This is a genomic window from Streptomyces sp. NPDC048659 (assembly GCF_040650575.1).
Lineage (GTDB): Bacteria > Actinomycetota > Actinomycetes > Streptomycetales > Streptomycetaceae > Streptomyces.
This window is the reverse complement of the sequence record NZ_JBEZHM010000109.1, coordinates 1-11,565: the sequence shown is the minus strand read 5'-3', so window position 1 is coordinate 11,565 and position 11,565 is coordinate 1. Positions and strand designations below refer to the sequence as shown.

The window sequence follows — 11,565 nt, the reverse complement described above, 5'->3', positions numbered from 1 at the left end:
GCGCGGAGCAGGGCCACACCGGCCCGTCCCCCGCCCCCACCGTCTCCTGAGCGGGCGGCCATGAGTGCTCAGCTGATCCTGGGTCCGTGACACGGCGCCGCCGTGCGTCGGGGGTCCGGGGGGGGCGGGGCCGGGCGGCGGGGCCCGGGCGCAGGGGCCCGGGCGCAGGGGCCCGGGCGGCGAGGCCCGGGCGGCAGGGCGCCGGGCAGCAGGGCGCCGGGCAGCAGGGCCCCCGGCAGTGGGGCCCCGGGCGGGACCCGGCGGTCCCGCCCCCGCGCCCGTACCCTGGCACCATGCGTACGCGCCCCACGCTCACCTGGACCCCGCCCGCCGGTCTGCCGCCGGGCACCACCGACCCCCGGCCGGTGGCGGACGCGCTGCGCCGGGGCGGGGTGCTCGTCCTGAGCGGGGCGGGGATCTCCACCGAGTCGGGGATCCCGGACTACCGGGGCGAGGGCGGCAGCCTGACCCGGCACACCCCGATGACCTACCAGGACTTCGTCGGCGACCCCCGGGCCCGCCGCCGCTACTGGGCACGCGGCCACCTCGGCTGGCGCACCTTCGGGCGGGCCCGCCCGAACGCCGGGCACCGGGCGGTCGCCGCGTTCGGACGGCACGGCCTGCTGTCCGGCGTCATCACGCAGAACGTGGACGGCCTGCACCAGGCCGCGGGCAGCGACGGCGTCGTGGAGCTGCACGGCGGCCTGGACCGGGTCGTCTGCCTCGGATGCGGCGCGGTCAGCGCGCGCGCCGAGCTGGCCCGCCGGCTGGAGGAGGCCAACCCCGGCTTCGCGCCGGTGCCGGCCGCGACCAACCCCGACGGGGACACGGACCTCACCGACGAGCAGGTCGGGGACTTCCGGGTGCTGCCCTGCGAGCGCTGCGGCGGGATCCTCAAACCGGACGTGGTGTTCTTCGGCGAGAACGTCCCGCCGGACCGCGTCGAGCACTGCCGCCGGCTGGTCCGCGAGGCCCGTTCGCTGCTGGTCCTCGGCTCCTCGCTGACGGTGATGTCGGGGCTCCGCTTCGTCCGCCAGACGGCGGAGGCGGGCAAGCCGGTGCTGATCGTCAACCGCGACCCGACGCGCGGCGACACGTACGCGGAGACCCGGGTCGCGCTGCCCCTGGGCGAGACCCTCGGCGGGGTGGCGGAGCGGCTCGGCGTGCCGCTGGACTAGGGCCTGTCGTCACACTCCCGCCGCGCCTCGTGGCGGGTGCGGGCGGCGCGGAGCGCGAGCGCGTACAGGGCGAGGACGGCGGCGAGCAGCGCGTAGTACGGCGCCGGCAGCGGGGCCATCGCGAGGAGCGGGCCGAGCGGGGACAGCGGCAGCAGCAGCCCGGTCGCGGCCAGGGCGCAGGCGGCGTAGCGGACGGGTCCGGGCGCGGTGCCGGGGCGGGCGCCGCGCAGCAGGAGCATGACGAGCGCCTGGGTGAGCAGGTTCTCGGTGAACCAGCCGGCGTGGAAGACGCCCTCGGGGTCGGCCGCGTGCCGGGTGGTGACGAGGAGCACGGCGAAGGTGGCCACGTCGGCGACGGCGTTGAGCAGGCCGAAGCCGGTGATGAGCCGGAGGAAGCCGCGCGGGCGCAGCCGGGTGGGCGCGTCGGGGGCGGCCGGGTCGGGCCGGTCGTACGCGAAGGCGAGCTGGGCCGCGTCGAAGCAGAGGTTCTGGACCAGGACCTGCGCCGGGAGCATCGGCAGGAAGGGCAGCAGGAGCGCGGCGGCCAGCATGGCGATGACGTTGCCGAGGTTGGAGGAGAGGGTGATGCGGAGGTACGCGGCGATGCCGCCGCCCGCGTGCCGGCCCGCGGTGACGGCGTGGTCGACGGCCGCGAGGTCCTTCTCCGCGAGGACGAGGTCGGCGGTGTCGCGGACGACGGCGACGGCGCCCTTGGGGCAGATGCCGACGTCGGCGGCGCGCAGGGCGGGCACGTCGTTGACGCCGTCGCCGAGGAAGCCGGTGACGTGACCGTCGGCGCGCAGGGCGGCGACGACGCGGGCCTTGTGCTCGGGGGCGCAGCGGGCGAAGACGGTGGTGTGGCGGGCGGCCTCGGCGAGCGCGGTGTCGTCGAGCCGGTCGAGGTCGGCGGCGGTGAGCACGGTGCCGGGGTCGAGGCCGAGGGCGCGGCAGGTGTGGGCGGCGGTGCCGGGGTGGTCGCCGGTGAGCACGCGGACGGCGACGCCGCGCGCGGCGAGGGCGCCGAGGGCGCGGGCGGCGGTGGGGGCGAGGGCGTCGCGCAGGACGACGAAGCCGAGGAAGCCGAGCCCGCGTTCGTCGGCGGGGGTGTACGGGCGGTGCCGGGCGGGGCGCTCGGCGAGGGCGACGGCCAGGAGGCGGGCGCCGGTGTCCGCCTCGCGCGCGGCGAGGGCGAGGAGGCGGGCCCGGTCGGCGGGGTCGAGGGCGCAGCGTTCCAGGACGCTCTCGACGGCGCCCTTGACGACGAGGGTGTCGGTGCCGAGCCGGCCGGGGCGGCGGACGACGGCGGTGGCGAGGCGGCGGGCCGGGTCGAAGGGCAGGGCGGCGACGCCCTCGCAGTCGAGGGGTCCGGCCCGCTCGGCGGCGTCGAGGACCGCCTCCTCCAGGAGCGGTTCGTCGAGGGCGTCGGGGGTGGGCAGCTCGGCGAGCTGGAGCGTCCACCAGGCGTTGACGGCGGCCCAGTGCAGGACCTCGGGGTCGTCCCGGCCGTCGGCGCCGATCGCGCGGGCGACGACGGGCCGGTCCTGGGTGAGGGTGCCGGTCTTGTCGAGGCACAGCACGTCGACGGCGCCGAGGTCGTGGAGGGCGGGCAGCCGCCGGACGATGACCTTGTGCTCGCGGGCGAGCCGGGCGGCGGCGCGGGCGAGGACGGTGGTGACGACGACGGGCAGCATCTCGGGGGTGAGGCCGACCGCCACGGCGACGGCGAAGGGCAGCGTCTCCAGGCCCCGCCCGTGCAGCGCGGCGCCCGCCATGAGGACCAGCGGCGGGGTGAGCAGCATGAAGCGGATGAGGGTCCAGGAGATGCCGTGGACCGCCTGGTCGAAGGCGCCGGCGGGGCGCCGTCCGGGGGCGCGGTGGGCGGCGGCGAAGCGGGTGCGGGCGCCGGTGGCGACGACCACGGCGGTCGCGCTGCCGTAGGCGACGCTGCTGCCGAGGAAGCAGGTGCCGTCGTGCGGGCTGCCGTGGCGGCCGTCGTGCGGGCCGTCGAAGGGCTGTTTCGGGACGGGCTCGGACTCGCCGGTGAGGGCCGCCTCGTGCAGCCGCAGCCCGCCGGAGCGCAGCAGGCGTACGTCGGCGGGGACGAGGTCGCCGGGGCCGAGCCGGATCACGTCGCCGGGGACGAGTTCGGCGGCGGGGACCTCGCGGGGGCGGGGCTCGGCGGCTCCGGGTCCGGGGCGGCGCAGGACGGTCGCGGTGCCGGCGACCGAGGCGCGGAGCCCGGCGGCGGCGCGGTCGGCCCGGTGCTCGCCGGAGGAGCGGAGCAGGCAGCTGACGGTGACGAGGAGCAGGATGACGGCGCCGGTGCCCCAGGCGGCGACGGCGACCGAGACGAGCCCGAGGCAGAGCAGGACGGCGGTGAAGGGGTCGCGGAGGCTGCGCAGGAACCGCCGCGCGCGGGGCACGGGGCGCAGGGCGGGCGGCACGTTCTCCCCGTGCCGGGCGAGGCGGCGCTCGGCCTCGGCGTCGGTGAGGCCGCGCGGGCCGGTGTCGAGCTGCCGCAGCACCTGGAGCGTGGTGGGCGGTACGGCCGGGGCGGCCGTCTCAGGCACCGGTTCCGCTGCGCCGCGCGAGGGTGGGGGTGCGGTCGGTGCGGGCGGTGAGCTGCCCGACCATGACGCGGACCACGGTCACGACCTCGGGGTCGTCCACGAAGTAGACCTGCCGCCGGCCCTCGCGGCGGGAGCGCACGAGACCGGCGAGCTTGAGCTTGGTCAGGTGCTGGCTGACGGCGGGCAGGGCGCCGCCCACCCGCTCGGCGAGCCCGGTGACGTCGCTCTCGCCCTGGGCGAGCGCCCACACGATGTGGAGCCGCGAGGGGGAGGAGAGCAGCCCGAACGCGGCGGCGGCCTCGGCCAGCACCTCGGCGGAGGGATCCGCGAAACCACCCGGGCCTGCCGCCACCGTCACTCTCCCTGTCCGCGTCCGTCCGAAGGTTCCCAGTCTAGGGCGGGGGCCGGAGCCCCGGCCCCACCCCCGGCGCCGCGGGCCGCCGGGGGTCAGCCCTCGTCGCCGCCGTCGTCCTCCTCGTCCCCCTCGAAGAAGTCCCCGATCTCGTCGACGACCTCGGCGGCGACCATGCCGCCGACGACGCCGACGGCGAGCCCGGCGGCGCCGGCGGCGACGGCGGTGCCGATGCCGGGCCCGGAACGGTGCCCGTGATCGTCGTGCTTGTCGTGACCGCCATAGCCGCCGTGGCCGCCGTGGCCGCCGTAGGCCCCCTCGTACCCGTGCTGCTGCCCGTACGGGTCGTGGGTGCCGTACCCGCCGTGGGCGCCGCGGTTCTCGACGAGGCGGCGGATCCAGCCGTCGACCTCGGTGTTCCAGTCGGGGCGGGCGGCCTCGTGGTGCCCGACGGTGTAGCGGGTGAGGACGTCCTGGCCGCCGGAGAAGAGCCCGCCGCGCTTGTCGGCCTCCAGGACGACCTCGACGCCGGCGGGGCCGGCCAGGAACGTCAGCTCGATCTCGTTCACCTCGTGGGCGTAGCGCGGCGACGGGGTGAGCTCGATCTCCTGGTAGAAGGGCAGCTGCTGCCCGGTCCCGCCGATGTGGCCGCGCTCCAGGTCGGCGGACTTGAAGCCGAAGCCGAGCTGGCCGAGCGCCTCCAGGACCGCCTCCTGGACCGGCAGCGGGCGGACGGTGAGCGGGTCGAGGTCGCTCTTGTCGCGGGCGGAGGCGACGCCGAGCTCGGTGCGCACGCCGAGGACGATGCCGAGGCCCTGCCCGTACAGCTCGGTGATCGGGGTCTCCCAGGGGACGGGGAAGGAGAACGGCACACCGCGGTGCTCCCCCGCCGCGAGGGTGAACTGGCCGCCGACGACGTGCCGGTGGAAGACCAGGGCGCCCTCGGACTCGCCGTCCTCGTGCTCGGTCTCGACCCGGGCGACGAGCTCCAGGGTGACGTGCTCGATGGTGAAGTCGACGTCACCGCCCGTCAGTTGTACGTGCCCGCTCAGGACGCCGCCCGGCACGACCGGACCCGGGTCGAGGACGGTGTCCACTGCGGGACCACCGACGCCGAGCGAACCGAGCAGACGCTTGAACACCATGGGGAGTTCACTCCTTGACATGTCTCACGGACCATCACATCGCTTCTACAATGCTGTAGAAGCATAGATCGCCCGGAACCCGCCCCGGCCCCATTGAACCCCCCTGTCACCCGCCCGACCGAAAATCACCCTTCCTTCAACCGCCGGTCAGCCGCCGCCCGTCCAGGCCGCCGTACACGTGGGCCTCGACGCAGCGGGGGGCCTCCATGGCCAGGGCCTCGCCCCGGTAGACCGCGACGAGGGAGTCCTCGCCGCGCCACCAGCCGTCGGTCACGCCCCGCACCTCGGGGACCGGTTCGAAGCCGTCGAGGTCCAGGGAGTCCACGGCCTCGCCGGTGAGCCGGGTGACGGTCCGCGCCCACCGGCGCGCGTGGGCGGCCAGCGCCAGCGACTCGATCCAGCCCTCGACGCTCGCGTGCAGGGGGGCCCAGCGGTAGCCGTGGATCCCGAAGGAGCCGTCCGGTCCGATCAGGAACCCGTAGGCCATGGACACCCGGCAGACCCCGGCGGGGAACCACCAGCCCTCCGCCGCTTCCCCCTCGGGGAGGTCCGCGTCCAGGGCGCGCGGCCCGCCCTCGTAGTACGGGGCGGGCGGCAGCACGAGCCCGCCCCAGCGCTCCTGGAACGCCTCGGCGCGGTCGATCGCCTCGGCCGGCACCCCGTGCCGGAGCCAGGGCTCGCGGAACGGGCCGAGGGCCACGGCGGGCACCCGGAACCCGTCCACCTCGACGAACGAACGGGCCCTGCGGCTCAGGCCGTCGAGCGCGTCGGGTTCCGGCGGCGGCGCGTGGTCGCTCCCTGGGATCATGGCCCGAGCCTAGCCGCGTCGCGCACCGAACGCCCCGGGCGGCGGGCTCGCGCGGCGGCGGCCCTGGGTTGGCGGAAGATTGACCGATTCACGGGATATCGATGGCGTACGCCTCCCCTACTCTCTGGCCCATGCCCCCCACACCCCCGCGCCCCACGGCGCTCCCCGTGCTCCCCTACCGCAAGCCCACCCCCGGGCGCGACTACTGGGTGCTCGACGACGTGCTGCCCGACCCCGACGCCGTACGGGCCCGGAGTCTGGCCCGGACCGACTGGACCGAGGGGTACCCGCACAAGCCCGAGAGCTGGCCGGGGCTGCGCACCATGCCCGCGCTGGAGGACGCCGAGCTCGCCCGCGTGGAGCGGCTGGTGGTGCGCGCGACCGGGGCCGCGCGGGTCTGGGCGCTGCGGGACCCCGCGACCGGCGGAACGTTCAACCACAACTGCGTCCAGGTCGTCGGCGAGGGCGAGTGCGAGCCCCGCCCGCACACCGACTCCCGCAGCATGTGCCGCTACGCCGCCGTCCTCTACCTCAACCCGGCCGGGCCGAAGACCTGCGGCACCAGCTTCTACCGCCAGCGGCTGCCCGACGGCGGGCTCGGCGGGAACACCGTGTCCGCGCCCCACGACAACCTCGCCCAGGCCCTCGGCACCCGCTTCGTCCCCGAGGACTCCTTCACCGAGGACGTCGCCGTCCCGCACCGCTACAACCGCCTCCTGCTGTACAGCGCCAACCTCATCCACAGCGCCACCGGCTACTGGGGCACCACCCTCGCCGACAAGCGGATGACGGCGGTCTTCTTCTGGATGGCCTGACCGGCGGCCGGGTGCCGGCCCCACCCCGCTCCGGCCCGCCGCCCCGATGCGCGGGCCGGGCGGGCGACCGGCGCCCCGGCGTACGCGCGCTGGATCCGGGAGACGGTCACGGGCGCGGGGTCTCCTCCCGCAGCCCCCACGGCGTCCCGTACGCGTTGAGCAGGTCGAGGAAGGGCCGCGGCGGCAGCGCCTCGGGGCCCAGCACGCCGTCGCCCTTCCAGGCGCCGGTGGCGAGGAGTTCGAGGGCGACGACCGGGTTGACGGCGGTCTGCCAGACCACGGCCTGGGAACCGTACTCGCGCATCGACCACTCGTTGTCGACCACGTGGTAGAGGTACACCTCCCGCGCGGCGCCGTCCTTGACGCCCTTCACCCAGGTCCCGGCGCAGGTCTTGCCCCTCATCCGGTCGCCCAGCGTGGCCGGGTCGGGCAGACAGGCGGCGACGACGTCGCGCGGGGAGACGGCGACGGGCCCGTCGGGGCCGGGCACGGTGACCTTCGCGGTCGCGTCGAGCCCGAGCTCGTGGAGGGTCTTCAGCTTGGCGATGAAGTCGTCGCCGAGCCCGTACTTGAAGGTGACCCGCCGCGCGTCCACCCAGCGCGGGATCAGCAGCACCTCCTCGTGCTCGACGTTGACGCACTCGACCGGGCCGATGCCCTCGGGGAAGTCGAAGACCTCCGGCTCGCTGAACGGCGCCGTCGTGAACCAGCCGTGCTCCCTCTCGTACACGACGGGCGGGTTGAGGCACTCCTCGATGGTGGTCCAGATGCTGAAGGAGGGCGCGAAGTCGTAGCCCTCGACGGTGAGGTTCGCGCCGTCGCGGACGCCGATCTCCTCGATCTCGTCGAAGAGCTCGTCGGCGGCGTAGCGGGCGAAGACGTCGGAGAGGCCGGGCTCCACGCCCATGCCGACCAGGGCGAGGCGCCCGGAGCTCCGCCACTCCTCGGCGAGCGCGAACTGCTCGTCGCCGAGCCGCACCCCGCACTCCTCGTACGGGGCGGTGGGGTGCGGCGCGGACAGGGACATCGCCATGTCCAGGTAGTGCGCGCCGGCGGCGAGCGCGGCGGTGAAGAGCGGCATCACGAACCGCGGGTCGGTCGCGTTGAGCAGCACGTCGCAGCGCTCCTCGGCGAGCACGCGGCGCACCGCCTCGGTGTCGGAGGCGTCCAGGCGGCGGGCGCTGAACCGGCCCCCGGCCCGCTCGCCGAGCGCGGCGACGGCCGCCTCGGCGCGGGCCGGGTCGTAGTCGGCCACGACCATGTGGCTCAGGAAGTCGCGGCGGGCCGCGATCCGGGTGACGGCGCTCCCGACGCCGCCCGCTCCCACGAGAAGAACGCGCATGTCACACCCCTCGGCTAGACGTTCGGACGCTCCCGGCGGCGGTCGCCGGGGCACACGCCGATGCAACACGAGCGGGCGCCTTAAGGTCTACGCTGTTGGCATAAGCGCGGAGCGCCTCGGCGCGCGCACGAGCGGAGGAAGCCCCCCATGCCCAAGAAGGTGGTCCCGGAGGCGGAGCGCCGCCGTCGGCGCCCGACGCGCCAGGGCACGGTCCTGTCGGAGGAGCTGATCGTGGCGACGGCGCTGCGGATGCTCCGCGAGCACGGCGCGCCCGGCCTCACCGCCCGCCGCCTGGGCGCCGCGCTGGGCGCCGACCCGAGCACCCTGTACCGCTACTTCGCGGGCCTGGACGACCTCACCCGGGCCATCGGCGAGGTCCTGATGGGCCGCGCCCTGGACAGCTGGACCCCGACGGGGGCCTGGCGCGCGGACCTGCGCGCCCTGGGCCTCGCCATCCACGCCTCGTACCTGGCCCACCCGCAGGCGGCCCTGCTGACCGCGAGCCGGGTCACCGGGCGCCCGCGCGAGATCGCCGTGGACGAGACGGTCCTGGGCATCCTGCGCGGCGCGGGCTTCCCGGACGCGGACGCGGTCGGCGTCTACCACGCCTTCATCGACCTGGCCCTGGCGTTCGCGGCGCTGGACGCGGGGGCCCTGACCATCAAGGACGAGGCACGGGCGGCGGACGAGGACATGTGGTCCACCACGTACGCCCGCCTCCCCGCCACCACCCACCCCCACATCGCCGCCACGGCCCCCCTCCTGGCCGACCGCATGAACCACAGCGCCTACCCGCTCCTCCTGGACACCCTGCTGGACCATACGGAGGGCCGGCTGGGGGCGGGGGGTGAGGAGGGGTAGCCGCAGGGCCCCTCACACCTGGCAGTAGACCCCGATGAACACCTCGCCCCGCCAGTCCTCGCCGGCCGGCACGTAGGCCGTGTAGTCGGCGAGGCACGAACCGTTCCACTCACGGGAGTACCAGTTCACCAGGTACTCCTTCCCCGCCGTGAGCTTCCAGCCGGCCTGACCGTCCCGCGCGAGCTCCCGGACCTTCTCCGGTGCGGCCGGCCTGAACTCATCCCATCGCATGTGGAGGGAGTCGAGATAGGCGGTGCTCTCGCGCGGGGTGGCCACGAAGGTCAAGGTCGCCGACGCACCGTCCGCGTCCGGAGTCTCGCAGAACCGGAACCCGGTGAGACTGGGCGGGTCTTCGATGGTGTACCGCTCGCGCGCCTCATCGGGAACACCGTCGGCCACGCAGACGGGCCGGTCCGCGCTCGCCGCAGGTCCGGCACACCCGGTGCCGAGCAGAACGACCCCGACCAGAGCCGAAAGCACCGAAACCGCCTTCGTTCCCTTCACACACAACTCCCTTGATCCGCGCGTCGCATACTCTCTCCCTCCGCCATGCCGCCCATCGCCTCAGCCGCCCGCCACCCGCTCCTCGTCCCCCCGCAGCACGCAGAACTCGTTGCCCTCCGGGTCCGCCAGGACCCGCCAGCCCGTGCCGTCGGGCTCGCGGTGGTCGGCTACGGGGGTCGCGCCGAGGGCGAGCAGGCGGTCCGTCTCGGCGTCCCGGGTCGTGTCGGGGCGCAGGCAGAGGTGGACGCGGTTCTTGGCCGTCTTCGGCTCCGGGACCTGGTTGAAGTAGAGGACCAGGCCCGTGCCCAGCGTCACCTGGGTCTCCCGGTCGCCGGGGCGCGCCCCGGGGTCCATCGGGGCGCCCGTCGCCCGGCTCCAGAAGAGGGCCAGGCCATGGGCGTCGGCACAGTCGATCGCGACGTTCTGCACTGCGGAGATCATGCCCGCCACTCAACCCGACGCGCCGCCCCGGGCGCCAGGGGCGGAGGGGACTTCCGGCGTACGCCCGTCCGTACAGAGTTCCGCGGGCGTTCGGGCACCGCCGTCTCCCGCCCGCTGCGTCGCCGGAGTCACCGGGGGTCCACTGAGCGGTGCCTCCCACGCCGCCGGCCGGCCGCTGCCGCCGCGAACCCCCTGGAGACCCCCGTGACCACCAGCGCGCGCATCGTCATCGACCCCTTCGGCGGCGACATCCTCGCCGAGACCGCCCGGCTCCGGGCCCTCGGCCCCGTCGTCCCCGTGCAGCTGCCCGGCGGGCTGCCCGCCTGGGCGCCCACCCGGCACGACGTCCTGCGGCAGCTCATCCTCGACCCCCACGTCAGCCGCGACGCCCGGCGGCACTGGAACCTGTGGCCCCGCTACCCCGACAACCCCGCCTCGGGCCGGCTCCACACCTGGTCCGCGGTCGACTCCATGCTCGCCACCTACGGCGACCAGCGGGCCCGGCTGCGCGCCCTCGTCTCCCCCGCCTTCACCCACCGGCGCACCTAACTCCTGCGCCCCCGGGTCGAGTCGGTCTCCGCCGCGCTCCTGGACGGTCTGGCGGCCCGCGAGGAGACCGAGGTGGTGGACCTGATCGAGGGGCTCGCCTATCCGCTGCCGCTGCGGGTGATCTGCGAACTGGTCGGCGTCCCCGACCACGTGCTGGAGGCGATCCGCCGCCTCATGAACGCGGTCGTCGGCACGCCCGAGAGCCCCGAGCACGGCGAGTTCATCCAGCAGCAGGTGCCCGAGGTCGCGGCGGCCCTCCTCGACCACGTACGGGACCACCCCGGCGAGAACCTGACCAGCGACCTGCTCAGGGCCCGGGAGGCGGGCGGCGACGTCACCGACGACGAACTGATGAGCACCCTGATGCTCGTCATCGGCGCCGGGTTCGAGACGACCGTCAACCTCGTCGGCAACGCCGTCGTCGCCCTCCTGCGCGACCCCGCGCAGCTCGCCGCCGTCCGCGCGGGCACCGTCGACTGGGACGACGTCATCGAGGAGACCCTGCGGGTCCATCCGCCGCTGGCCGCCGTACCGCTGCGGTTCGCCGTGGAGGACCTCCAGGTCGGCGGGCTCACCATCCCCGCCGGGGACGCCATCCTCACCACCTACGGGGCCGCCGGCTGGGACCCGGAGCGGCACGGACCCGACGCGCACGCCTTCGACGCGGCCCGTGACGGCGACGACCACCTGGCGTTCGGCGTCGGCGTCCACCGCCGCATCGGCGCCCCGCTCGCCCGCATGGAGGCCCGTACGGTGCTCCCGGCGCTCTTTGCGCGCTTCCCCCGCATGACCCTGGCCACCGGTCCGGACGAGCTGCGGCAGGTGGCCTCGTTCATCGCGATGGGCTGGCGGGAGATACCCGTACGGCTGCACGGAGACCGCGCGCCGGACGCCGGCTCGTCCTCCTAGGCGGTGTCTTCAAATGATCACCATTGGTGGATCATGGTGTCGTGATACGTCGTCATGAACTGTCGGATGCCGAGTGGGAGTTCGTGCGGCC

At 75.4% G+C, this 11,565-nt stretch carries 12 protein-coding genes; 5 read left to right on the top strand and 7 right to left on the bottom strand.

What is annotated here, in order from left to right; genetic code table 11:
* The first annotated feature begins 293 nt into the window (after positions 1-293).
* Positions 294-1,178, top strand: a complete 885-nt coding sequence (locus AB0C99_RS38715; protein WP_362485071.1) for an NAD-dependent protein deacetylase — start codon at positions 294-296, stop codon at positions 1,176-1,178.
* On the opposite strand, the gene mgtA is transcribed toward AB0C99_RS38715, so the two are convergent.
* The 4 genes from mgtA to AB0C99_RS38695 all read right to left on the bottom strand — a co-directional run bounded on the left by mgtA (position 1,175) and on the right by AB0C99_RS38695 (position 6,053).
* On the bottom strand, positions 1,175-3,748 hold the full coding sequence (mgtA, locus tag AB0C99_RS38710) for a magnesium-translocating P-type ATPase (RefSeq protein WP_362485069.1): 2,574 nt from the start codon (positions 3,746-3,748) through the stop codon (positions 1,175-1,177). The two genes, AB0C99_RS38715 and mgtA, sit on opposite strands and share 4 nt — an antisense overlap.
* Complete coding sequence (locus AB0C99_RS38705; protein WP_362485067.1) at positions 3,741-4,106, bottom strand: metalloregulator ArsR/SmtB family transcription factor; 366 nt, start codon at positions 4,104-4,106, stop codon at positions 3,741-3,743. Before AB0C99_RS38705 ends, mgtA begins: the two co-directional genes overlap by 8 nt.
* 89 nt (positions 4,107-4,195) lie before the next feature.
* Positions 4,196-5,245, bottom strand: coding sequence for a sporulation protein (locus tag AB0C99_RS38700; protein WP_362485065.1), 1,050 nt, complete (start codon positions 5,243-5,245; stop codon positions 4,196-4,198).
* 136 nt (positions 5,246-5,381) lie between these two features.
* The gene (locus AB0C99_RS38695; protein WP_362485063.1) at positions 5,382-6,053 is read right to left on the bottom strand and encodes a hypothetical protein; all 672 of its coding nucleotides are present in this window, start codon (positions 6,051-6,053) and stop codon (positions 5,382-5,384) included.
* 131 nt (positions 6,054-6,184) lie between these two features.
* On the opposite strand from AB0C99_RS38695, the gene AB0C99_RS38690 reads away from it, so the two are divergent.
* On the top strand, positions 6,185-6,868 hold the full coding sequence (locus tag AB0C99_RS38690; RefSeq protein WP_362485061.1) for a DUF6445 family protein: 684 nt from the start codon (positions 6,185-6,187) through the stop codon (positions 6,866-6,868).
* 106 nt (positions 6,869-6,974) lie between these two features.
* On the opposite strand, the gene AB0C99_RS38685 is transcribed toward AB0C99_RS38690, so the two are convergent.
* On the bottom strand, positions 6,975-8,210 hold the full coding sequence (locus tag AB0C99_RS38685) for a saccharopine dehydrogenase C-terminal domain-containing protein (protein ID WP_362485060.1): 1,236 nt from the start codon (positions 8,208-8,210) through the stop codon (positions 6,975-6,977).
* Between the two features lie 147 nt (positions 8,211-8,357).
* Here AB0C99_RS38685 and AB0C99_RS38680 point away from each other — a divergent pair, with 147 nt between their 5' ends.
* Complete coding sequence (locus AB0C99_RS38680; protein WP_362485058.1) at positions 8,358-9,071, top strand: TetR/AcrR family transcriptional regulator; 714 nt, start codon at positions 8,358-8,360, stop codon at positions 9,069-9,071.
* A 12-nt stretch (positions 9,072-9,083) separates the two neighbouring features.
* Here the strand turns inward: AB0C99_RS38680 and AB0C99_RS38675 are convergent, their stop codons facing one another.
* Together AB0C99_RS38675 and AB0C99_RS38670 are read right to left on the bottom strand one after the other, a co-directional pair.
* Positions 9,084-9,551, bottom strand: a complete 468-nt coding sequence (locus tag AB0C99_RS38675) for a hypothetical protein (RefSeq protein WP_362485056.1) — start codon at positions 9,549-9,551, stop codon at positions 9,084-9,086.
* An 84-nt stretch (positions 9,552-9,635) separates the two neighbouring features.
* Positions 9,636-10,016: a VOC family protein gene (locus tag AB0C99_RS38670; protein WP_362485054.1), complete on the bottom strand. Its 381-nt coding sequence runs from the start codon at positions 10,014-10,016 to the stop codon at positions 9,636-9,638.
* A 204-nt stretch (positions 10,017-10,220) separates the two neighbouring features.
* Here AB0C99_RS38670 and AB0C99_RS38665 point away from each other — a divergent pair, with 204 nt between their 5' ends.
* Entirely contained in the window at positions 10,221-10,565 is a 345-nt protein-coding gene (locus AB0C99_RS38665) for a hypothetical protein (protein ID WP_362485052.1), read from the top strand.
* A gap of 72 nt (positions 10,566-10,637) precedes the next feature.
* The gene (locus AB0C99_RS38660) at positions 10,638-11,474 is read left to right on the top strand and encodes a cytochrome P450 (RefSeq protein WP_362485050.1); all 837 of its coding nucleotides are present in this window, start codon (positions 10,638-10,640) and stop codon (positions 11,472-11,474) included.
* Positions 11,475-11,565: the final 91 nt, after the last annotated feature.

Coding starts and splice junctions, on each gene's coding strand:
- AB0C99_RS38690 (WP_362485061.1), top strand. CDS start 6,185: ATGCCCCCCACACCCCCGCGCCCCACGGCGCTCCCCGTGCTCCCCTAC.
- AB0C99_RS38670 (WP_362485054.1), bottom strand. CDS start 10,016: ATGATCTCCGCAGTGCAGAACGTCGCGATCGACTGTGCCGACGCCCAT.
- AB0C99_RS38685 (WP_362485060.1), bottom strand. CDS start 8,210: ATGCGCGTTCTTCTCGTGGGAGCGGGCGGCGTCGGGAGCGCCGTCACC.
- AB0C99_RS38715 (WP_362485071.1), top strand. CDS start 294: ATGCGTACGCGCCCCACGCTCACCTGGACCCCGCCCGCCGGTCTGCCG.
- AB0C99_RS38700 (WP_362485065.1), bottom strand. CDS start 5,245: ATGGTGTTCAAGCGTCTGCTCGGTTCGCTCGGCGTCGGTGGTCCCGCA.
- AB0C99_RS38680 (WP_362485058.1), top strand. CDS start 8,358: ATGCCCAAGAAGGTGGTCCCGGAGGCGGAGCGCCGCCGTCGGCGCCCG.
- AB0C99_RS38695 (WP_362485063.1), bottom strand. CDS start 6,053: ATGATCCCAGGGAGCGACCACGCGCCGCCGCCGGAACCCGACGCGCTC.